A 20480-nucleotide genomic window follows, 5' to 3' on the forward strand; every position below is an offset into this window, starting at 1 on the left:
CCATCTCGCGATCGGGAGACAATGTCGCAGAAACTCTTTTTTCTCCAATTTTTTCAATATTTTGTACCGGATCACAACCGGCGGTCGGTCGCCGCCCGAGCCACGCCTCGCCGACCGGAGCCAACGCGCACCCCAGCGCGATTCTGGTTTGCATATTTCATGAATATTCCGCTCGCCAAGACGCCGCGGGCGTCGCCAAGGACGACGACGATGCTCCGGGAACGGCCAAGCATGCCGTCCGACAACGCGCTTCGGCCAAAGGCGGCGGCGGCCGACCACGCCCGTGCCCTTCATTGCCGCGTGTTGTCGCAAAGCCCCCGCCAAAGCCCGCTTCGGGATGCTCCGGCATGCGCCGTCCCGTCAGCCGGAGAGATCCAGCCATTCGCGTGAGCAGACTCCGACCGCCCCAGAATGCGCGCTTGACGGCAAATGGACGACGCGCCCGGCACCGCTCCGGGCCGCAGCCAGGTCTCTCGGAACAGCGGCAGAATCGCCCGCCCCCTCAGCCGGTTCAGCCGTCCGAAAGCGTTTATTCACAAAGTAAAATTTCTTTGACACCGTACGGAGAACGCTCTATTTCAAGCGGTCGGCAGTGACCCAGGCCAACCTGCCCGTCGAATTGAATTGAAAGCCATCCGGATGCCGCCCGAAGCAAAAAAGCCAAGTCATCGGCTTACGGCTCTGAACATAATTCGCGACAAGGGCGTTATCAGTCGAACCGAGCTCGCACGGCTGATGAAACTGAGCAAGCCCAAGATCACCCTGATTTCCCAGGAGCTGATCGACGCCGGCCTCATCGAGGTGACCGGGCAAGGGGAATCGACGTCGAATGGCGGACGCAAGCCGACCCTGCTGTCGTTGCGCAAGGCCTATCCCAAGGTGGTCATCGGGGTCGATATCGGCACCTATAATCTGAGAATCGCTTGTGGATACCTGAGCGGGGAGCACCAGCTCTACCGGACGGAAAAGACCAATCGCAGCCAGTTCCCGAATTCCATCCTGCGCCAGGCGTCCAATGCCATCCTGGAATTGATGCGCGATCACGGCCTTGCGCGCGACGACGTCGTCTGTGTCGGCGTCTCCATCGGCGGCCTCGTCGACAGCGACTCCGGCCGGGTTGTCTATTCCCCCAATTTCAAATGGGAGAATGTCGAACTCGCAAAGCTCCTCAGCGAGCAGGTGGAGCTGCCCGTTTACGTCGAGAATTGCACCAAGACGATGGCCCTCGGCGATCTGTTCTATGACAAGCTGACGAATTCCGACGTCGCGTTGTTCGTCAATCACGGCTTCGGCGTCGGCTCGGCCGTCGTCCGCAACAGGCAACTCGTGCCCGGCTATTGCGAGCTCGGACACATCACGATGCATAGCGGCAAAGAGGTCATCTGCTATTGCGGCAAGAACAACTGCCTGGAAACCCAGGCATCCGGCTGGGCGATCGAATGGATGGCGATGGATCGCCTGGACAAGGAGCTTTCGGCGCAGGAAGTCGCCGAACTCGCGGCAACCGGAAATGAGGTCGCCCGGGACATCTATCAGCACGTCGGCCACTATCTCGGCGAAGCCATCGCCGCCAGCGCCAATCTGCTGAGCCCCGATTACATCATTGTCGCAGGCGGCATCAGCCAGGCCAGCGATTGGTACCAGGACGCCCTGGAAGAAGCCTTCCAGGCGAACACGATGCGCTTCATCTACGACAAGGCCAGAATTGTCTTCTCCGATTGCAAGAACGAAAGCGCGATCCGGGGCATAATCAAGCTGGCGCTGACAAAGGGCATCTTCATGTCCGAAGCGACCGTCAGCCGGTAAGGAAATCCATCCCCGAAAAGTCCGCCGAATTTCCGGCGCTGCACGAGCGACGCGGCCGCAAGGAACGCCGCGTTACCCCCGCCGGCATGTATTGACCGGCGCCACTCAACGCACCGGCGTCGCCGGCCATCGCGCAAGGACCGACCCTGCACTAAGACCTCCACGGGCGCATTGAGCCCGGCACGCGCACGCCTTTTTCGAAGGGGGCTGTCGCGCCGTGCCCGAACGCACTTCGTCACCGGTTTGCGAGGATAACGGGCGGTATCTTGATCAGGATGCCGGGATCGACCTCGTCCTTGTCGATGATCTCGAACAGCGCCGTGATCATTGTCGGGACGTCCTGGCGCGCCATTGCAATGTTGGGAGAGATCAGGGCTGCGAACGGATCCCAGTCGAAGCATCCGAATGCCAGGTCCCGCAGGCGCTCCAGGCCGTTCTTGCCGAACCAGTTCATGACGCCTTCCAGCGCGATCGTGGAGTTCACGAAGATGCCCGGCGGCATGTCGTGCGTTTCCAGATAGCCCTCGACGGCCGCCGCCGCCTTTGCCGCGGCATAGCCGCATGCCAGCACGTTGCCGGGCTCCGCGGGACTTCCCGCCGCTTCGATGGCGTCGGAAAACCCCCGGATGCGCTCCATCGTGTTGTGGTCGCTCGGCCGGCCGCCGACGAACAGCAGCCGGCGCGGGTCGCCATCGCGCGACCGCACCTCGGCAACCAGCCTGTTCGTCAGTTCCAGCGCTCCCTGGTAGTTGTCGGAAATCACCGAAGGCGCCAGGGATCCGGGCAGGTCGAAATTGTAGGTCGGCACCCCGCGCGCCCGGCAGATCTCGGCAATGCTGTCCGGATCGGTGGCGCCGGTACACACGATCCGCTCGACCCGGTAGCTGAGCAGCGTCTTCACGGCCTCGACCTCGATAGCCGGATCGCGCAACGTCGAGGAGACGACCGGGAACAGGCCCCGCGCCCGCGCCTCGCGCTCGAAGGTCTGCGAGATGGAGCTGAAATAGCGGTTGTCGTGCATGGGCACGATCATGCCGATGATCCGCGAGCGCTCCTTGCGCAGGGCGCTGGCCTGCAGGTTGATGGCATAGCCCATGTCGCGGGCCAGCCGCTGGATCTCCTCCGCCCGCGCCTCGCTGATCCGCCGCGCCTTCCACGATCCGTTCATGACGGCGCCAACCGTGCTCGGCGACGTGCCGGCCCGCTTGGCGATATCGTAGATCGTGACGTGCTTTCGCTGCATTGCGTCGGATGTCCTTACCGTCCGGACAGGTGCCCTACCCGACAAATAGCCGCAACAGGAAAATTGCACAATCGATAGCGCAGCCCCTTGCACAATCGATGGTTCGGAGGTATTGCACCATCGATAGCGCAACATCGACGCGCTATGGCAAAGAAAAATGATCGGGGCCGCCAACGGTCCCAGGGAGGTAGAGATGATTTCCAGGAAAATGCTTGTCGGCACGATTGCGGCTGCGGTGATGACCGCGGGCATGGCGAGCGGTGCCATGGCCGAGACGACGATCGGCGTCGTCGCCAAGATCGGCGGAATTCCGTGGTTCAACGCCATGGAGGCCGGCATCGAGCAGGAAGGCAAGGCGCGCGGCGTCGACGCCTTCATGGTCGGCCCGACCAGCGCCGATCCGGCGCTGCAGGTCCGCGCCATCGAGGATCTGATCGCCCGCAAGGTCGACGTCATCGGCGTCGTGCCGAACGACGCCAAGGTCCTTGAGCCGGTGCTGCAGAAGGCCCGCGACGCCGGCATCATCGTGCTCACCCACGAATCGACGGCGTCGGTCAACAAGAATTACGATTTCGAGCTCGTCTCGGCCAAGGACCTGGGCGAAGCCCACGCCAAACTCCTGGCCAAGACGACGGAGTGCAAGGGCGGCTATGCCGTCTATGTCGGCGGCCTGACCGTTCCGGCGCACAACGCCTGGGCCGATGCCGCCGTTGCCTGGCTCGACGAGAACTGCCCGGACATGAAGCAGGTCGCCGACCGGTTCGGCGTCGCCGAGAGCGTCGACGACAGCCGCAACACCACCCTCGACCTGATCCGCGCCCATGACGACCTCACCGGCATCCTGGCCTTCGGCAGCCAGGGCCCCGTCGGCGCCGCCCGTGCCGTGGAAGAACGCGGCCTGATCGGCAAGGTCGCCGTGGTCGGCCTGTTCTCGGCCGGCCAGGGCCGCAAGCTCGTCCATTCCGGTGCCATCACCGGCGGCTATGTGTGGAGCCCGCTGGAGGCCGGCCGGGTCTTCGTGGCGCTCGGCAAGATGCTCGCCGAAGGCGGCACGGTGTCCGACGGCGACGAACTGCCCCTGCTCGGCAAGATCCGGCTCGAAGGCTCCAACATCTTCGCCAACATGCCGCTCGCACTGAGCAAGGACACGGTCGACGGCCTCGCTGAAATGGGTCTTTGAGGCTGCGCGCTCCTCCCAAGCGAATGCTGCGCGGGTATCGTCGATATCCGCGCAGCATCACCGGCCCTTCCCGCTCCGATCGCCTTGAGATGTGAGCAGGCAGGACCGCCGGGTGGACGGCATGTCAGTTGGTGCATTCCCGATGACACAGATGGCGTTGCGGGCACGCGCCGTTTCCAAGCGGTTCGGCAATGTGCTGGCCCTCGATGATGTCGCGTTCGACCTTGAACGCGGCGAGGTGCACTGCCTGGTCGGCGAGAACGGCTGCGGCAAGAGTACGCTGATCAAGGCGATTTCCGGCGTCTATGTGCCGACGCCGGGCGCGAGCTTCCAGTTCGGCGACGATCCACCGGTCTCCAAGATATCGCCGGCCGAGGCCAAGGCCCGCGGCATTCACGTGATCTGGCAGGACCTGTCGCTGTTCCCCGACCTGTCGGTTGGCTACAACATCATTTTCGACGCCTTCGTCGAAAGGCCGTTTGCGCTGTCCGAGCGCAAGGTGGCGCTGCAGCGGGCCCGACGCACGATGGAAGATCTCGGCGTCAGCCTGGACCTCGACATGCCCCTGCGGCACCTGGGCATCGCCCAGCGCCAGTTGGTGGCCATCTGCCGGGTGCTGCAGACCGAGGCCAGCATCATCTTCATGGACGAACCGACGGCGTCGCTGACGCGGACCGAGACGGAAAACCTGCTCGACATCGTGCGCAAGCTGTCGGCGCGCGGCATCTCGATCGTCTTCGTCAGCCACCGCCTCGGCGAAGTCCTCGAGGTCTGCTCCCGCGTCACCGTGATGCGCGACGGCAGGATCGTCGGAACCTTTCCGGCCGAGGGCATGAACCAGAAACGCCTCGCCGAGCTGATGACCGGCCATGAATTCCTGGACAGCCGGCGCGAATGGACGAGCCCCGGCGCACCCGTCCTGCAACTGGACGGGTTGACGGTCCCTGGCCAGTTCCAGGATGTCTCCTTCACATTGCACCGCGGCGAAATCCTCGGGCTGACCGGGCTTCTGGGATCCGGGCGCACCGAACTCGCCCACGCCATCTTCGGAATGACGCGCCCCGAAAGCGGCCGCATCCTCATCGACGGCGCGCCGGTCTCCCTGCGCTCCAACCGGGATGCAATCGAAAACGGCATCGCCTATGTCTCCGAGGACCGCCTCAATCTCGGCCTGCACCAGACCCAGTCGATCCTCAAGAACACGGCGATCACGACGCTGAGGGAGCTGTCCAGCCCGTCCTTCTATCTGGGTCCGGAGAGCATCCGGACCCTGTGCACCGAGTGGATCGGGCGCCTCAGGACCAAGGTCAGCGACCCCTCGCTTCCGGTCAATTCGCTGTCGGGCGGCAACCAGCAGCGCGTCGTGCTCGCCAAATGGCTGGCGACCCGGCCCAAGGTGCTGATCCTCGATTCCCCGACCGTCGGCGTCGACGTCGGAGCCAAGGCGGAGATCTTCCGCATCGTCAACGAACTCACCGCGGAAGGGATGGCGATCATCCTGATCTCGGACGAGGCCAATGAAATTCACGCCCATTCCGACCGCATCCTGATCATGCGCAACGGCAGGATCACCAAGGATCTGCAGCCCGGCGACATGGCAGAGGAAGACCTGGAGGCGTTGATCAATGCGTAGAATGGTCGGCAGCGTCGAAGGCATCCTGTTCGTCATTCTGCTGGCGCTGTGCGTGGTGCTGAGCCTTGCCACGGACAGCTTCTTCTCGATGCAGAACTTCTTCGATCTTTTGAACAATCAGTCGGTCAACATCATCTTCGCCGTCGGGCTCGTGGTCGTGCTGATCGCCGGCGGCATCGACATCTCGTTCTCGGTCGCCGCCTCGGTCGTGCAGTATGTCGTCGTCGTCATGATGATCCAGATCGGCGGCGGCAACTGGCTGCTCGGCTTTGTCGCCGCCATGGTCTGCGGTCTGGCGCTCGGCCTCTTCAATGCCTTCCTGATCCACAAGCTGCGCATCGTCTCGATCATTGCCTCGATCGGCACCTACAACCTGTTCTTCGGGCTCCTGATGTATCTGACGCGGGGCCGCTCCATCTACGCCATCCCGGACTGGCTCGACGAGCGCGTCGCGCTCCTCACCGTCGGCGCCGACCGCGCTGAGGCAACGCTTTACCTCCCTGCCCTCGTCATGCTGGTCGTCGTCTCGGTCGCCTGGTTCATCCTCGCCCGGACCGGCTTCGGCCGTCTCGTCTACGGCTTCGGCTCCGATCCGGAAGCGGCACGCCGGTCCGGGGTGCGGATCGCCGTGATGCAGGGCTTCGCCTATGGCTGGCTCGGCCTTTGCGCCGGCATCGCCGGGCTCATGCAGGCGCATATGGTGCGCGAGGTCGTCCCCAACGCCCTCTACGGCCGCGAACTCGACGTGCTGGCGGCCGTCGTCCTTGGCGGTGCCGTGCTCGGCGGCGGCCGCGGCACCGTGTTAGGCGCGGCGCTGGGCGTGCTGCTGCTCGCCGTCGTCCAGAACGGGCTCAACCTTCTGGGCGTCACGCCCTATGCCTTCAAGGCCATCGTCGGCGCCATCATCCTCATCGCGGTGACCTTCACCAATTTCGACAAGGTGGCACCGCTGATCGGCCTGTCGAACAGGAAGGCGCGCACGACATGAGGACGTTGTTGCAGCAATTCCGCCGCCTCGGCAGTGCCGGCGAACTGGTCGCCATGGTCGGCGTGCTCGTCGCCAGCATCCTCCTCTTCGGGGCCATCGCGCCGGGCTTCTATGCCGGCCCGGTGTTCAGCTCGATGGCCTTCCAGCTCCCGGAACTCGGCCTCCTGGCGCTGGCCATGTTCGTGCCGATCATTTCCGGCGGCCTCAACCTCTCCGTCACCTATTCCGCCAACATCTCCGGGCTCCTCGCCGCCTTTTTCGTCAAGGCGTTCCTGGTCCATGCCGGCTGGGTCAGCCTGCCGGTAGCGCTCGCCATCGGGCTCTCCAGCGGCCTTGCCATCGGCTTTGCGATCGGCATCATCGTCGCCTATGTGGGCGCCCATCCGATCCTCGTCTCGCTCGGCATGATGATCCTGTTGCGCGGCCTCGGCGAATGGGCTACCCGCGGCGGCGATATCTCCGGCATGCCGGATGTCTTTGCCACCATCGGCTACGGAACGGTTCTGGGCGTCCCGGTCCCGATGATCGTCTTCCTCATCGCCGTGGCGGCCACCGCCTATCTGATGGGACGGACCAAGGAGGGCTTTGCGATCTACATGGTGGGTTCGACCCCAGCGGCCGCCGAATATTCGGGGATCGACGTCAAGAAGACCCTGGTCCTGGTGTACTCGGTCTCGGGCATGCTCACCGGGCTTGCCGGGATATTGATGCTGGCCCGGTTCAATTCGGTGCGCGTCGGCCACGGCGATTCCTATCTGCTGATCACGATCCTCGCCTGCTTCCTGGCCGGCGCCAATCCGTTCGGCGGCTTCGGCAAGGTGCTGCCGCTGGCGGTAGCGCTGATGAGCCTGCAGGTTATCGCCTCGGGCATGAACCTGATGGGCGCGAGCCAGCACCTGGCCACCGCCGCCTGGGGCGCGTTTCTCATCCTCATCATGGCGATCCGCGCGCCATTCCTCAGACAAAACAAATAAGGAGCGGCCACCATGCGATATGTCGTCGGCGTCGATGTCGGAACGGGCAGCGCGCGGGCCGGGCTGTTCGACGAAACCGGCCGGATACATAGGGCGGCAAGCCGGCCGATCCCCATCCATCGCCCGAAAGCCGAATGGGCCGAACAGAGTTCCGACGCCATCTGGCAGGCCGTCTGCGAGGCGGTGCGCGACTGCGTAGCGACGGCCGAGATTGCGCCCGAACAGGTCGCAGGCATCTCCTACAGCGCCACCTGCTCGCTCGTGTTGCTGGACACGAACGGAGCACCGCTGAGGCTCTCCGAAGGCCCCGAAGGCTGGAACATCATCGTCTGGATGGACCACCGCGCCATCGCCGAGGCCGAGGAGATCACCCGGTCCGGCAGCCCGGTGCTCGACAATGTCGGCGGCACCATGTCGCCGGAAATGGAAATCCCCAAGCTGATGTGGCTGAAACGCCATCGCCCGGGCCTGTGGGCGCAACTGGGCTTTGCCGGCGATCTCGCCGACTACCTGACCTACCGGTCGAGCGGCTCGCTGGACCGGTCCGTGTGCACGCTCGGCTGCAAATGGACCTACGACCCGGATGCCGGCGCCTGGAACACGAAATTCCTCGCCGACATGGGCCTTGCCGACCTGTTGGCGAAAGGCCGCCTGCCGGACCAAGCCGTTCCCGTCGGCAGCCCGCTCGGCCCCCTTTCGGCCGAGGCGGCGGAAGATCTCGGCCTGACCACGGACTGCCGGGTCGCCGCCGGCCTGATCGACGCCCATGCCGGTGCGCTCGGCACCATCGGCCTCTTCGTCGACGACCGCATCGAGAGCCGCATGGCCCTGATCGCCGGCACCTCGAACTGCCATATCGGGCTCAGCCGCTCGCGCCGGGAGGTTCCCGGCGTCTGGGGTCCCTATGGCGGTGCGGTGGTCGACGGCATGTGGTGCACGGAAGGCGGACAGAGCGCGACCGGGGCGCTGCTCGACCATCTCGTCGACTTGATGGCACCGGACGATGTGAAAGCGGGGCCGCTCGATGCGCTGTCAGACGCCCTCAAGCAGCGCGCGGACGCCCTGCCCGACTTTGCCGGCGTCGTCGACGTCATCCCCGATTTCATCGGTAACCGCGCGCCTTTTGCCGATGCCGAGTTGCGCGGCAGCATCAGCGGGCTGACCATCGAAGCCCCCGAAGAGACGTTCGCAAAGACCTATTGGGCGGCGGCGGCCGGCATTGCCTATGGCACAAGGCTGATCATCGAGCAGATGAACCGTCACGGCTACGCGATCGACACCATCCACCTCAGCGGCGGCCACCGGAAATCGGCGCTTCTCATCGATCTTTACGCCGATGCCACGGGCTGCGACGTGGTCCTGTCCGAGGCCGAAGAACCCGTGCTCCTCGGCGCGGCGATCGCGGCCCTTTGCCAGTTCGAGGAAAGCGATGCGGTTTCCAGGGTCACCGCGCGGATGGTGCGAGATGTCGAGGTCCGGTATCCCCGGCAACAGCACATGGAACTGCACGAGGCACGATACCGGCGGTTCCTGAAGCACTATTCGGACAAGGGCTACCGGTTGCGCTGATCGAACCGAAACGCCCGCTGCCGCGAAACCGTCTTCCTCAAGAAAGGCTCACGCCAGATCGAGGCTTCGCCCCTCGGCGTTCGACGCATAGGCGGCGTCGACGACCCGCATAACGGCCTCAACGTCGGCAAGGCCCGCGATCGGCGCGGCACCGGCACGCCAGTCGTCGAGGGCGCGGCCGACGAAGTCCGCATAGAGCCCGTCCGTGTCGAGCTCGATCGGATGGGTCACGCTCTCCCCCGTCGCGCGCGAATATTCGGTGAGGCCCGCATCGGTCGTGCGGAAATAGCCGCGGCTCGTCCCGATCGTGATCGAGAACTCGCGTTTTTCCGTCTCCGTCATCGGAAAGGCGTAACCGGTCTCGATCAGGACCGGCGTGCCGTCCGCCATCCGCATGGAGACCTGCGAATAGTCCTCGACATCCGTTCCGTAGGAGAAATTGTTCATCAGGCCGAAAACCGCCCGCGCATCGTTGCCGGTGAGCTGGCGCACCAGGTCGATGAAATGGACGGCGAGATTGATCGTCGAGCCGCCGCCGGAAACGGCCGGGTCGAGCATCCAGGGCGAATTCTGAAGATACCGCTCGGGTGGTCCGGCAATGAAGCGGAAGGCGAGATGCGTGTATCGCGTCGCCTCCCCGTCCTCCGCCTGGCGCAAGGTCGTGAGCAGCGGACTGAGGCGCAGGATCAGCGGAACGGCGACATAAAGGCCGCGCGTTTCGGCCAGCGCCCGCAACCTGGCAACGTCCTCCGCCTTGGTGCCGCAGGGTTTTTCCATGGCGAACGGAATGCCAAGCCCGATCAGCGCTTCCGCGATCGCCGGCATTTCCCGGTGGCGCCCGAACGCGAAGGCGAAATCGATGCCCTCCCGCCGCAGCGCGTCGCGCCAGTCGGCAAAGGCCGGGGCGCCAAAATCGGCCGCAATGCGCTCCCGGCAGGCGGCATCCCGGTCAGAGACCGCAACGATCTCCACGTCCTGCCGGTGCAGCGCCTGTTGGTAGAGCGGAAAATGCCAGTGACTGACTTCAAGCAGGGCGATGCGCATGGCCGTCTTACTCACACAAATGTCCGACACCGGTCGATCGCGGTCCGGACGACTTCGTCCGGGTCCTTCTGCCACCAGTCCCGCTCCGAAAAGATCTCCACCTCGACCGCACCGGCATAGCCGGCGGCCTCCATCCAGCCCCGGATCTCGGCATTGTCGATGACGCCGTCGCCCATCATCCCGCGGTCGAAGACCAGGTCCCTTGTCGGAACGAGCCAGTCGCTGACGTGGAACCCGACCAGGCGCTCCGCCCCGGCGCGGGCGATCTCGGCCTTAAGCCGCACGTCCCACCAGACGTGGTAGGCGTCGACGACGATGCCGATTCCGGACCCCAGCGCGTCGCACAGGTCGTTGGCCTCGGTCATCGTGTTGAGCACCGACCGGTCGGCGGCGAGCATCGGGTGGAGCGGCTCCAGACCGAGCGTGACGCCGGTGCCGCGGGCATGGTCGACCAGGGCGGCAGCAACGGAGACGAACCGCCCCCTGGCGCCGGCGAGATCGCGCGAGCCTTGCGGCATACCGCCCGGGAACACGAGGACGCAGTCGGCACCCAGCTCCGCCGCCACATCGATGGCGGTCCGGGCCCCATCCACGGCTGCCGAAAGCGGCACCGACCCGTCGAGCACGAAAGGCCCGGCGCGGTTGACGCCGGTCACCGCCATGCCGTTGGCATCGAGGATCTTCTTTCCCTCGGCGAGACCGCATTCCTGGAGCTTGTCGAGCCAGATGCCGATGCGGCGAACGCCCCGGCTGGCGTATCCCTCGACGGAATCGCGAAAGCCCCACTGTGTCTTGGTCGTCGCCTGGTTGATGGCGATGCGGTCGGGTGTCAGCATCAGGGTACCGGTTTCCTTTTCCGTGATGGCGCCGGGCGTTCGGCGCTCAGGCGACGAACCCGAAATATGCCGGCAGGGCGAGCGCCAGCCATGGGAAGTAGGTGACGACGAAGAGGACGGCCACTTCCGCCCCGATGAACGGCAGGATGGCCTTTGCCCCGCGCTCCACGGGGAGCTTTGCGATCGCCGAGGCGATGAACAGGCACAGCCCGAGCGGCGGCGTGCCCTGGCCGATGATCAGGTTCAGCACCATGATGACGCCGAAATGGACCGGATCGATGCCGTAGGAAACGGCGATCGGCGCCAGGATCGGCGACAGGATGATGAGGCTCGCGCCGCCGTCCATGAAGGTGCCGATGAGCAGCAGCAGGATGTTGACGAGCAACAGGAAAACGATCGGCGATTCGGAAATCGACTGGAAGAAGGCGCCGATCAGCACCGGCATCTGGAACACCGTCAGGGCATAGCTGAGGATCTTGGCACAACTGATGATCAGCATCACCGCTGCGGTCAGGATCGCCGTGCGCCGCAACATCGCCGGCAGGTCGGCGACCTGCAGCGACCTCTGGATGCCGTAGCCGAAGATCAGCGCATAGAGCACGGCGAGCGCGCCGGCCTCGGTGGGCGTGACGACGCCGCCGAGGATGCCGCCGACGATGATGCCCGGCATCACCAGCGGCCACATGGCGTCCTTGGTGATGGTCAGCTTCTCGCGCATCGGGATCGATTCCGTCCGGCGCGGGAACTTGTGCTTGCGGTCGAGGACGAGAACCGTCGCGATCAGCGACAGGCCGATCAGGATGCCGGGCAGCACGCCGGCGATGAACAGCGCGCCGATCGATGTGCCGACGGAAACGCCGTAGATCACCATCATGATGCTCGGCGGGATGATCGGCCCGACCGTTGAGGAACTGGCGGTGACGGCGACGGCGATCTCCTTGCTGTAGCCTTCCTTTTCCATCGCCGGGATGAGCACGCCGCCGACGGCGGAGGTGTCGGCCTGTGCCGACCCGGTGATGCCGCCGAAGAACATGCTGGCAAGGATGTTGGCGTTGGCAAGGCTGGCCGGCCAGCGGCCGATCAGCATCACGGAGAACTTGACCAGCCGGTCGGTGATGCCGGACCGGTTCATGATCTCGCCGGCCAGGATGAACAGCGGAATGGCGAGCAGCGGAAAGAAGCCGATGCCGGAATAGAGCGACTGCGGAATGGCGATGAACGGATCGCCGAAGGTCTGACCCATGCTGATGACGAGGAGGCCGACCGCGCCGGCAAAGCCGAGCGAGACATAGACCGGCACGCCGATCAGGATGAGGCCGAAGAGGAGCGCGATCAGCGAGGCCCCGGTGATCATGGCGCCGCCTCGTCGGGACCGGGCGCTGTCTCGTCGGAATTGAAGCTGCCGTCCCGGAGCGCGCGGATGGTCCGCTTCAGGAACTCGTAGAGGATCAGAACGCCGCCGAGCGGAATGGTGCCGTAGGTCAGCCACAGCGGAATGCCGATCATCGTCGTCGACAGGCGGCGCGAATCGTAGGCGTAGCGGGACGAGGCCCAGATCAGGACGACAAGGAAGGTCAGCGTGACCAGGGTGCCGGCCGCCTTCAGCACCAGCCGCAGCCACGGCGGCATGCTGTTGACGATCAGTCGAAGGTCGATATGGGCGCCCTCCCGCGTCGTCAGGGCGGCGCCGACGAGAACCAGCAGGACCATCAGGTTGATGACCAGTTCATCGACCCACAGGAGACCGCTCGACAACACATAGCGGAAGAAGACCTGGACGAGGACGAGGACCACGATCACCGCCAGGGTCAGGACGCTGACGACCTCTTCGAACAGTTTGATGATCCGGTCGGGGCTCATGGGCTCTCTTATAGCCAGTCACGTGTGCCGCTTGCAGGTCCTCAGGAACCTTCGGCGTGATCCCCCGGCGGCCGAGGAGCCTACCCCCTGGCCGAACCAACCATTTGGCAATGGAATGGTCCCAAACCAGGGGGCGGCTTGCTGGAGGCTTTTTTCGCGGTCTAGCCTCTTATTAGCCACCGTCGCGGACGGTGACGATCGTGTCGTAGAGAGCCTTGGTCTTTTCGTCAGCCGAGGCGAGGTAGTCGTCGACCAGCGGCTGCACGGCCTTCCGGAACGCGGCCTTATCGACCTCGTTGACCTTCACGCCCTTGTCTTTCAGGAGCTGGATGTCGCTGGCGACGGCCTTTTCCCACTTCGCATTGAAGTCTTTCTGCGAGGCCTCGCCGGCCTTCATCACCGCGTCCTGCAGTTCGGGCGACAGGCTGTCGAACACCTTGGTGCTGATCATCTGCGGGTCGGGAATGATGAACTGCTGGGTCAGCGAGTAGTAGTCGGCGACCTCGTAGAACTTGTTGACGGCAATCACCGGCGGCGAGTTCTCCAGGCCGTCGATGACGCCCTGCTGGACCGCCGTGTAGACCTCGCCCCAGGCCATCGGCACGCCGGTGGCGCCCATGGCGGTGATCGCCTTGGCCAGCATCGGGCTCTGCATCACGCGGATCTTGATGCCGCTGAGGTCTTCCGGCGAATTCACCGCGCGCTTGGAGTTGATGATGCTCCGCTCGCCCATGTTCCACCAGGCGATGATCTTGAACCCGTTCGCCTCGGCGTCCTCGTTGAGGATCTTGGCGACACGCGGATCGGTGACGACGCGGATGGCGTCGGCGCCGTCGTTGAACAGGAACGGCAGCGCGAAGATCGACCACAGATCGCTGAAGTTGCCGAGATCGGTCGCCGCCGCCTCGGTCATCTCGATGGAGCCGTTGCGCAGGCCCTCAAGGCTCTGGATCTTGTTGCCGAGCTGCGAGCTCGGGAAGAGCTGAAACGCGATCTTTCCGTCGGAATACTCTTCCAGGTACTTGCCGAGCTGGACGGCGCCGTCGCCCTGCTGGCCGCCGGCCGGAAAGACAGCGGAGAATTTCAGCGTGACCGCGTCGGCCGCTTGTGCCGGGCTCGACGCCGAAACGGCACCGACGAGGGCCGCGCTCGCGATCAGCGCCCCAAGGGTCGCGGTGAATCGTCTCCTCCGAATCTGGATCATTTCAGGCATCTCCCGTTTTTTGCGTTCGTTCGTCGAATGTCGAGCGTTCCGTTTTTCGGAACGGCGTTTCTATTTAAATGCCGGTCCGCTTTTGAGTCAAGCGCGGCGACGCGAATCCCGCGACCGGGACAACACACCGCAGCGGGCGCAAATGCCGGCGCGCGGAACGCTCCGGTTCGTCCGGAACCGCGATTTCCGAAAACACGCACGATGGGCGCCGACAAGGACCTCACCGGCCGAGGCGTGCGACGACCTCTTGCAAGGTCGGCATCGAGGACCCGGCGCCGCGGCGGGAAACGGCGATGCTCGCGGCGGCATTGGCGAATCCCAGGGCGTCGCTAAGGGGCTCTCCGGCAGACAGCCGCGCGGCAAGGGCGCCGCAAAAGCAGTCGCCCGCACCGGTCGTATCGACCACTTCGGTTGCCAGCCCGCCGATGGAGATCTTGTCGCCCGAACCGACGGCAACGAGACCCCTGGCGCCGAGCGTGACGACGACCCATTGATCGGGGCGCGACAGGAGCCCGTGCGCCAGGGCAATGACCGCCTCGGGCGACGGATCGCCATTCACCGGCGCCCCGGCATAGGTCGCCAGTTCGGTTTCGTTGACGACCAGGATGTCCGCCAGATCGAGCAGCGGACGGCCCTCCGGCAGCGCCGGCGCCGGGTTCAGGATCCGTGTTCCGGCATCGCCACCCGGCACATCGAAGAATGCCCGGATAGCAGCGAGCGGCATTTCGAACTGGGCGAGGCGGACGGCCGCCCCGGCCGGAACCGGCATCGGCCCGCCGTCATCGTCGAAGACGAAATCGTGGTTGGCGCCGGACAGGATGACGATAGAGTTTTCCCCAGTGGCGGAAACGTAGATCGAGGCCTGGCCCGTCCGCTTGCCGGCGAGCACCTTCAGGCCGCGCGTGTCGATGCCGTTGTCCTCAAGGTTCCGCGACAGGACAGCGCCGTAGTCGTCGTCGCCGACCGCGCCGAAAAACGCCGTCGGCGCACCGCACCGCGCGCTGGCGATGGCCTGGTTGGCGCCCTTGCCGCCGGGATAGAGGTTCTGGGCGCTCGCCGCGATCGTCTCCCCGGCCTTCGGCAGCGCCTCGACGGAAAGGACGACGTCCATGTTGACGCTGCCAAGGACGATGACGCTCATGACCGGGTCCCATTCACCCGTTCGGCGATCAGGCCGCGAAACCGCCCCGCGCCGGCCTCGATGTGATCGAGGATCGCCTCGATCGCCCAATGCCGCTCGAAGATGTCGTAGGTGACGACACGGCTTGCCAGAGATCGGACCGTGCCGAGCCGCTGATGGTGCAATTTTGCAAGGACCGGATAGCCCATCGGCTCGGCCGTCGCCGACAGCACCAGGAAGGTCGCCAGGTCCTCCGACAGCGGATCGCCGGGCGTGCCGTGCCGGTAGAGCCAGGCGTAAAGGTCCGGATGGAAGTTTGTGAAGACGCCCGCGAACCCCTTCGAGCCGGCCTGCATGGCATCGAACGCGATGGCCGCATTGGCGTTGACGATCGAAAAGCCGCTGCCGGCCGCAAGGCCGATCCGGCGTGTCACGGTCGCAAGGTCGCAGGAGACGTCCTTCAGCACCCGGAACCGTCCGGTATCGAGGCAGAGCCTCAACTCGTCGTCGGTCAAGAGACGCCGGAACGGCGCCGGGCATTCGTAGAGGCCGAGCGGCAGATCGGCGGGAAGCTGCGGCAAAAGCGCCTCAAGGCTGCCGCGAAAGGCCTCAAAGCCACTGCCTTCGGTATCGAGCCGGTTGGTGACGAGGACCAGCCCGTCGATGCCGCAGTCCGCCATGGCTGAGAGTTCGCGGACCTGATCCTCCAGCGCGGTCGCCACGTGACCGGAGGCGATCACCGGCACACGTCCCCTCGCCCGTTCCACCACGAAGCGGGCGATCGCCACCCGCTCCTCAAGGCCCAGGACCTGCATCTCGCTCGACTGGCAGACGGCGAACAGCGTGTCGGCACCGTTCGCGATGTACCACTCGACCAGCCGCTCAAGGCTCTCAAAATCGACCTTTCCGCCGTCCTCGAACGGCGTCAGCATGACGGGAACGATGCCGTCGATGGCCCTGGTCATATGCAAAACGTCCCTTTCCCGACCGTCGCGAGCGGCGACCCGTCGCCGCCGCCGATTTCTTGGCCGCGCATCTTGTTCCGAATTTCGAAATGATGTTCTATATGGAACATTGTTCGTAATAACTGAGCGGCGCGATGAACGTCAAGAGATGGGAAGACGATGCGGTCGTCTGGAACGGCCCGGCATATTTCGGCCAGCGCATCGGCTACGCGCCGTCGGTCACAAGGGGACATGTCTCGGGACGGATCATCACCTGCGTCGACGTCGTCGACTGGGACGGCGACGGCGGCCGCGACCTGATCCTGTCGAGCTGGGACGCCTGCTATGACGGCCAGGTCTATCTGCGCGAAGAGATCGGAACCAACCCCGACGGCACCCCGGTCCTCGGGCCGGAGCGCCTGGTGGAAGGCGTCCGCGGCTATGTGACCGCGGTCCGGGACGGCGACGTCTTCCACCTCGTCTCCACCTCGCGCATGCGCCGGACCGTCGACATCTACCCGAATATCGGAACCCGCCGGGCGCCGCGCTTCGGCGCGCCCGTCCGCCTGGAGCTCGATGCGGACTGGGTCAGGGGCAACGAGTTCTATCACGTCGCGCGCTTCGTCGATCTCGACGGCGACGGCGAGCCCGAACTCGTCGTCGGCACCGATTTCTGGGACGACTACTGGCCGAACGGGTTGGAATGGAACGACCACGGCTATCGCGGCTACGACGCCGCGGAGCGCTGGCTCGGCGGGCCCCTGCGCGCCTATCTCTACCGCTTCCGCAACACCGGCACCCTGGCCGACCCGAAGCTGGAAAAGGGAACGCATATCACCGCCGGCGACGGCCCGCTGGAGGTTTACGGCCAACTGGCGCCCGCCTTCGGGCGCCTCACGGATTCCGCCCGCCTCGACCTCGTCTGCGGCGAATTCTGGAACATCCTGCACCTCGGCGCTGGCTGCACCGACCGGTCGGTCGCCACGCCCGCCCTGGTCGAAACCCCCGACGGCACCCCGCTTTCCCTCGATCACTGCATCAACATCCCCTGCATCACCGATTGGAACGGCGACGGCCGTCCGGATATTCTCGTCGGCGCCGAGGACGGCTACGTCTCCTTCATCAGGAACGCGGGAACCGATGCCGACGGCACGCCCGTCTTCGTCAACGAGGGCCGCATCGAGACGACCGAGCCGGTGGTCCATGCCAGCGTCCTGCCCGCGCCCGCCGCCCACGACTTCAATGGCAACGGCCTTGCCGACCTCGTCGTCGGCAACTCCACCGGCGAATTGCTGTTCTACCCGAACCTCGGCCCGAAGCACGCGCCCCGGCTCGGCCGCGAGGTCAAGCTGACCTCCGGCGGCGCCGAAATCCGCGTCCGCGCCGGCCTCACCGGCTCGATCCAGGGGCCGTCGGAAAAGATGTTCGGCTACACCTGCCCGACGATCGCCGACTGGGACGGCGACGGCCTGCCCGACATCCTGATGAGCGACATTCACGGCCGCCACGTGTTCCTGCGCAACGAGGGCGGCACCTGGCCGCCCGCCTTTGGCGAGGAACAGCTCCTCACCTATGGTGGAGCCCCCCTGAAGACCGTCTGGCGCGTGCGCCCCGCCGCCGTCGACTGGCTGGGAAGCGGCCGGTTGCATTACGTCACGCTCGACGACGAGGGGCGCCTCTGCGACTTCGAGCGCGAGAGCGACACGGTCCTCGTCAACAAGCGGCTGCTTTCCTTCAAAAACGGCGATGTCGTCCGCTTCACCAACGATGTCGGCGGCGGGCGCGGGCGCGTAAAACTCTGCCTGTGCGACTGGTTCGGCACAGGCACCTATCACCTGATCGTCGGAACCCATGCCCGCGCCTCCGTCCCGCCGGGCCCGAAAAGCCCGCCGCGCGGCACCACCGGCCAGGCCGGCATCTTCCTGCTCGAAAACACCGGCGGCAACGCCCAGCCGGTCTTCGCCGAACCGCAAGCGTTCAGCTTCGACGGCGAAACCATCGCCATGGGCATGCACGCCTGCTCGCCAGAGGCCGTCGACTGGACGGGGACCGGCGAATTGGGCCTCGTCGTCGGCGTCGAAGACGGAAGCCTCGTCTGGCTGGAACGAAATCGCCTGTCCTGGGGCAAGCCCGAATGACTGCTGATACATCCGCTCCGCGCGCCCGCCAGACGGCAGCATCTCCCGACGCCGATGCTGACCCCGCGTCGGCCGCGCGCCCCATCACGGGCATCGACGGCAGCACGAAGATCATCGGAATGCTCGGCGATCCGATCGCACAGGTGCGCACGCCCCAGGCGATCAACCCGTTGTTTCAGGCGCTCGGCGCGAACATCGTCTGCGCGCCCTTCCGCGTCGCCCGCGACGACTTGCGCACCGTCTGGACCGGTTTGCGGGCCGCCGGCAACGTCATCGGCCTCACCCTGACCCTGCCGCACAAGGAAGACGCCATCGCACTCTGCGACAGCCTCGATGCGGAGGCCGAACGGGTCGGCGCCGTCAATGTCGTCCGCCGCGAAGCCGACGGCAGCTTCCGCGGCTACCAGTTCGACGGACGCGGCTTCGTCGACGGCCTCCTCAGCCAGCACCATGATCCGAAAGGCCGCAACTGCCTCCTGATCGGCGCCGGCGGCGCGGCAAAGGCCATCGCCTTCGCCCTGCTTGAGGCCGGCGTCGTCACCGTCACGATCTGCAACCGCACCCGGCAGAAGGCCGAGGCGCTGGCAGAACACGTCAATCGCGTCCTCGGCACCGAGCGGGTCCTTGCCGGCGATCCGATGCCCTGCGACGACGACCTGATCGTCAACGCGACCTCGCTCGGCATGCGCGCCGACGATCCGCTGCCGATCGCCGTCGACCGGATCAACGCCACCATGCTGGTCGCCGACGTCATCGCCGAGCCGGCCAAGACGCGCCTGTTGTGCGAAGCCGAAAGGCGCGGCGCGGCGATCCACTCCGGCGAACACATGATCGCCAACCAGATCCACCTGATCGCCCGGCATTTCGTCGACGCGGACCGTTGATACCGGACAGATACCGGAGCGCGCCGCACCGTCAGAGCGCGGCGTCGGCGAACTCCATCAGCACGTCGATGCCCCGGAGCTGGTCGGCGGCGGCGCGCAGTTTCGGCAGGTGCCGCACCAGCACCTCCTCGGACAGGCGCGACGTCGGCCCGGCGATCGAGACCGTGGCGACGATGGTGTCGTCGGATTTGGCACTCGGGATTCCGACCGCGATGGCCACAATGCCCGGATCCGCCTCCTCCAGCGCCAGGCCGTAGCCGCGCTCCTTGGTCTTGGCCAGTTCGGCCTGCAGGTTCTCGATTGTCTGGATGACGTTCGGGCCATGCTGTTGCGGGGTTCCGAACCCGTCCCTCAGAACGTAGCGCAGCGCCTGCTCCGTCGACAGCGAGGCCAGCCAGACCTTGCCCGTCGCCGTCGCGTGCAGGGCCACCTCGTGGCCCATCACCGGATCGATGACGAGGCTGCTCTTGGCCCCTTGCGCCTTGGCGACCCAGACCAGCGTATCGTCATTGACCATGGACAGCCGGACGAGGTCGCCGATCTCCCCGGCCAGCCGGTCGAGCACATGCTGGCACTCGTCGAGGATCCCGGTATTGGACAGGAACCGGAACCCGAGAACCGGCATCTTCAGCGTCAGCCGGTAGTCGCGGGACGGCAACTGGACCACATAACCGGTACTGCACAGGGAATTGAGCAACCGGTGCGCCGCGCTTTTCGGTATCTGCGCCCGGCTCGCCGTCTCACCGAGGGAAAGCCCGAGGCGGTGGTCGGCAAGGATTTCGAGGATGGTGAAACAGCGCTCGAGGCTCGAAGAGGACATTGGAAATTCCATTTGAAACGACGTTCTGAAAATACACGCTCCTTCGCGGATGCCAAGCGGGTTTGACGGTGCCCAGCGGCGGTCGCTGCCGGGCGCCCGGCGGACCCGTCGCCTGACGAAAAAAGCGTTCTCGCCAGCGGCGATACAGCGCAATACGCCGGAAGAACGGCGGCTCGAGCTTGAAGGCGATCCGAAATCTCTGTAGTCAGAACAGCGTTCCATTTTTCG

At 65.4% G+C, this 20480-nt stretch carries 17 protein-coding genes; 8 read left to right on the forward strand and 9 right to left on the reverse strand.

Going from position 1 to position 20480, the window contains the following annotated elements; all coding sequences use genetic code 11:
- Positions 1–735: 735 nt before the first annotated feature.
- The gene (locus CH339_RS09840; RefSeq protein ID WP_170138469.1) at positions 736–1806 is read left to right on the forward strand and encodes an ROK family protein; all 1071 of its coding nucleotides are present in this window, start codon (positions 736–738) and stop codon (positions 1804–1806) included.
- Positions 1807–2041: 235 nt separating this feature from the next.
- On the opposite strand, the gene CH339_RS09845 is transcribed toward CH339_RS09840, so the two are convergent.
- Entirely contained in the window at positions 2042–3049 is a 1008-nt protein-coding gene (locus CH339_RS09845; protein ID WP_111434185.1) for a substrate-binding domain-containing protein, read from the reverse strand.
- A gap of 193 nt (positions 3050–3242) precedes the next feature.
- On the opposite strand from CH339_RS09845, the gene CH339_RS09850 reads away from it, so the two are divergent.
- The 5 genes from CH339_RS09850 (at position 3243) to CH339_RS09870 (ending at position 9393) form a co-directional block, all read left to right on the forward strand.
- Positions 3243–4229, forward strand: coding sequence for a substrate-binding domain-containing protein (locus tag CH339_RS09850; RefSeq protein ID WP_111434186.1), 987 nt, complete (start codon positions 3243–3245; stop codon positions 4227–4229).
- A gap of 142 nt (positions 4230–4371) precedes the next feature.
- Complete coding sequence (locus CH339_RS09855) at positions 4372–5862, forward strand: sugar ABC transporter ATP-binding protein (protein WP_111434187.1); 1491 nt, start codon at positions 4372–4374, stop codon at positions 5860–5862.
- Entirely contained in the window at positions 5855–6850 is a 996-nt protein-coding gene (locus tag CH339_RS09860; protein WP_111434188.1) for an ABC transporter permease, read from the forward strand. The genes CH339_RS09855 and CH339_RS09860 overlap by 8 nt, the downstream gene beginning before the upstream one ends.
- Positions 6847–7824 (forward strand): ABC transporter permease, encoded by a 978-nt coding sequence (locus tag CH339_RS09865; RefSeq protein WP_111434189.1) that lies wholly within the window; start codon positions 6847–6849, stop codon positions 7822–7824. The genes CH339_RS09860 and CH339_RS09865 overlap by 4 nt, the downstream gene beginning before the upstream one ends.
- Before the next feature lie 12 nt (positions 7825–7836).
- Positions 7837–9393 (forward strand): FGGY-family carbohydrate kinase, encoded by a 1557-nt coding sequence (locus CH339_RS09870; protein WP_111434190.1) that lies wholly within the window; start codon positions 7837–7839, stop codon positions 9391–9393.
- A 48-nt stretch (positions 9394–9441) separates the two neighbouring features.
- Here CH339_RS09870 and CH339_RS09875 read toward each other — a convergent pair whose 3' ends face one another.
- From CH339_RS09875 to CH339_RS09905, 7 genes are all read right to left on the reverse strand, one after another.
- Positions 9442–10452, reverse strand: a complete 1011-nt coding sequence (locus tag CH339_RS09875) for a Gfo/Idh/MocA family protein (RefSeq protein ID WP_146610146.1) — start codon at positions 10450–10452, stop codon at positions 9442–9444.
- Positions 10449–11273 carry a sugar phosphate isomerase/epimerase family protein gene (locus CH339_RS09880; RefSeq protein ID WP_111434192.1) on the reverse strand — a complete coding sequence of 275 codons (825 nt, stop codon included), beginning with the start codon at positions 11271–11273 and terminating at the stop codon, positions 10449–10451. The genes CH339_RS09875 and CH339_RS09880 overlap by 4 nt, the downstream gene beginning before the upstream one ends.
- A gap of 46 nt (positions 11274–11319) precedes the next feature.
- Positions 11320–12627, reverse strand: coding sequence for a TRAP transporter large permease (locus tag CH339_RS09885; protein ID WP_111434193.1), 1308 nt, complete (start codon positions 12625–12627; stop codon positions 11320–11322).
- Positions 12624–13133: a TRAP transporter small permease gene (locus CH339_RS09890; protein ID WP_111434194.1), complete on the reverse strand. Its 510-nt coding sequence runs from the start codon at positions 13131–13133 to the stop codon at positions 12624–12626. The genes CH339_RS09885 and CH339_RS09890 overlap by 4 nt, the downstream gene beginning before the upstream one ends.
- A gap of 172 nt (positions 13134–13305) precedes the next feature.
- Complete coding sequence (locus tag CH339_RS09895) at positions 13306–14337, reverse strand: TRAP transporter substrate-binding protein (protein WP_170138470.1); 1032 nt, start codon at positions 14335–14337, stop codon at positions 13306–13308.
- 229 nt (positions 14338–14566) lie between these two features.
- Positions 14567–15487 (reverse strand): ribokinase, encoded by a 921-nt coding sequence (locus CH339_RS09900; protein ID WP_111434196.1) that lies wholly within the window; start codon positions 15485–15487, stop codon positions 14567–14569.
- Complete coding sequence (locus tag CH339_RS09905; protein ID WP_111434197.1) at positions 15484–16431, reverse strand: dihydrodipicolinate synthase family protein; 948 nt, start codon at positions 16429–16431, stop codon at positions 15484–15486. The genes CH339_RS09900 and CH339_RS09905 overlap by 4 nt, the downstream gene beginning before the upstream one ends.
- Positions 16432–16565: 134 nt before the next feature.
- On the opposite strand from CH339_RS09905, the gene CH339_RS09910 reads away from it, so the two are divergent.
- Positions 16566–18548 carry an FG-GAP repeat domain-containing protein gene (locus CH339_RS09910; protein WP_111434198.1) on the forward strand — a complete coding sequence of 661 codons (1983 nt, stop codon included), beginning with the start codon at positions 16566–16568 and terminating at the stop codon, positions 18546–18548.
- Positions 18545–19432: a shikimate dehydrogenase family protein gene (locus CH339_RS09915; protein ID WP_111434199.1), complete on the forward strand. Its 888-nt coding sequence runs from the start codon at positions 18545–18547 to the stop codon at positions 19430–19432. The genes CH339_RS09910 and CH339_RS09915 overlap by 4 nt, the downstream gene beginning before the upstream one ends.
- Before the next feature lie 31 nt (positions 19433–19463).
- On the opposite strand, the gene CH339_RS09920 is transcribed toward CH339_RS09915, so the two are convergent.
- The gene (locus tag CH339_RS09920; RefSeq protein ID WP_170138471.1) at positions 19464–20252 is read right to left on the reverse strand and encodes an IclR family transcriptional regulator; all 789 of its coding nucleotides are present in this window, start codon (positions 20250–20252) and stop codon (positions 19464–19466) included.
- Positions 20253–20480 lie beyond the last annotated feature (228 nt).

The organism is Rhodobium orientis, assembly GCF_003258835.1.
In the GTDB taxonomy this organism is placed as follows: Bacteria; Pseudomonadota; Alphaproteobacteria; order Rhizobiales; family Rhodobiaceae; genus Rhodobium; species Rhodobium orientis.

What these genes read in the sequence shown, in the direction of transcription:
- CH339_RS09870 (WP_111434190.1), top strand. Translation starts at nt 7,837, where the DNA reads ATGCGATATGTCGTCGGCGTCGATGTCGGAACGGGCAGCGCGCGGGCC.
- CH339_RS09920 (WP_170138471.1), bottom strand. Translation starts at nt 20,252, where the DNA reads ATGTCCTCTTCGAGCCTCGAGCGCTGTTTCACCATCCTCGAAATCCTT.
- CH339_RS09905 (WP_111434197.1), bottom strand. Translation starts at nt 16,431, where the DNA reads ATGACCAGGGCCATCGACGGCATCGTTCCCGTCATGCTGACGCCGTTC.
- CH339_RS09850 (WP_111434186.1), top strand. Translation starts at nt 3,243, where the DNA reads ATGATTTCCAGGAAAATGCTTGTCGGCACGATTGCGGCTGCGGTGATG.
- CH339_RS09885 (WP_111434193.1), bottom strand. Translation starts at nt 12,627, where the DNA reads ATGATCACCGGGGCCTCGCTGATCGCGCTCCTCTTCGGCCTCATCCTG.
- CH339_RS09860 (WP_111434188.1), top strand. Translation starts at nt 5,855, where the DNA reads ATGCGTAGAATGGTCGGCAGCGTCGAAGGCATCCTGTTCGTCATTCTG.
- CH339_RS09880 (WP_111434192.1), bottom strand. Translation starts at nt 11,273, where the DNA reads ATGCTGACACCCGACCGCATCGCCATCAACCAGGCGACGACCAAGACA.
- CH339_RS09845 (WP_111434185.1), bottom strand. Translation starts at nt 3,049, where the DNA reads ATGCAGCGAAAGCACGTCACGATCTACGATATCGCCAAGCGGGCCGGC.
- CH339_RS09855 (WP_111434187.1), top strand. Translation starts at nt 4,372, where the DNA reads ATGACACAGATGGCGTTGCGGGCACGCGCCGTTTCCAAGCGGTTCGGC.
- CH339_RS09890 (WP_111434194.1), bottom strand. Translation starts at nt 13,133, where the DNA reads ATGAGCCCCGACCGGATCATCAAACTGTTCGAAGAGGTCGTCAGCGTC.
- CH339_RS09910 (WP_111434198.1), top strand. Translation starts at nt 16,566, where the DNA reads ATGAACGTCAAGAGATGGGAAGACGATGCGGTCGTCTGGAACGGCCCG.
- CH339_RS09915 (WP_111434199.1), top strand. Translation starts at nt 18,545, where the DNA reads ATGACTGCTGATACATCCGCTCCGCGCGCCCGCCAGACGGCAGCATCT.
- CH339_RS09900 (WP_111434196.1), bottom strand. Translation starts at nt 15,487, where the DNA reads ATGAGCGTCATCGTCCTTGGCAGCGTCAACATGGACGTCGTCCTTTCC.
- CH339_RS09865 (WP_111434189.1), top strand. Translation starts at nt 6,847, where the DNA reads ATGAGGACGTTGTTGCAGCAATTCCGCCGCCTCGGCAGTGCCGGCGAA.
- CH339_RS09895 (WP_170138470.1), bottom strand. Translation starts at nt 14,337, where the DNA reads ATGATCCAGATTCGGAGGAGACGATTCACCGCGACCCTTGGGGCGCTG.
- CH339_RS09840 (WP_170138469.1), top strand. Translation starts at nt 736, where the DNA reads ATGAAACTGAGCAAGCCCAAGATCACCCTGATTTCCCAGGAGCTGATC.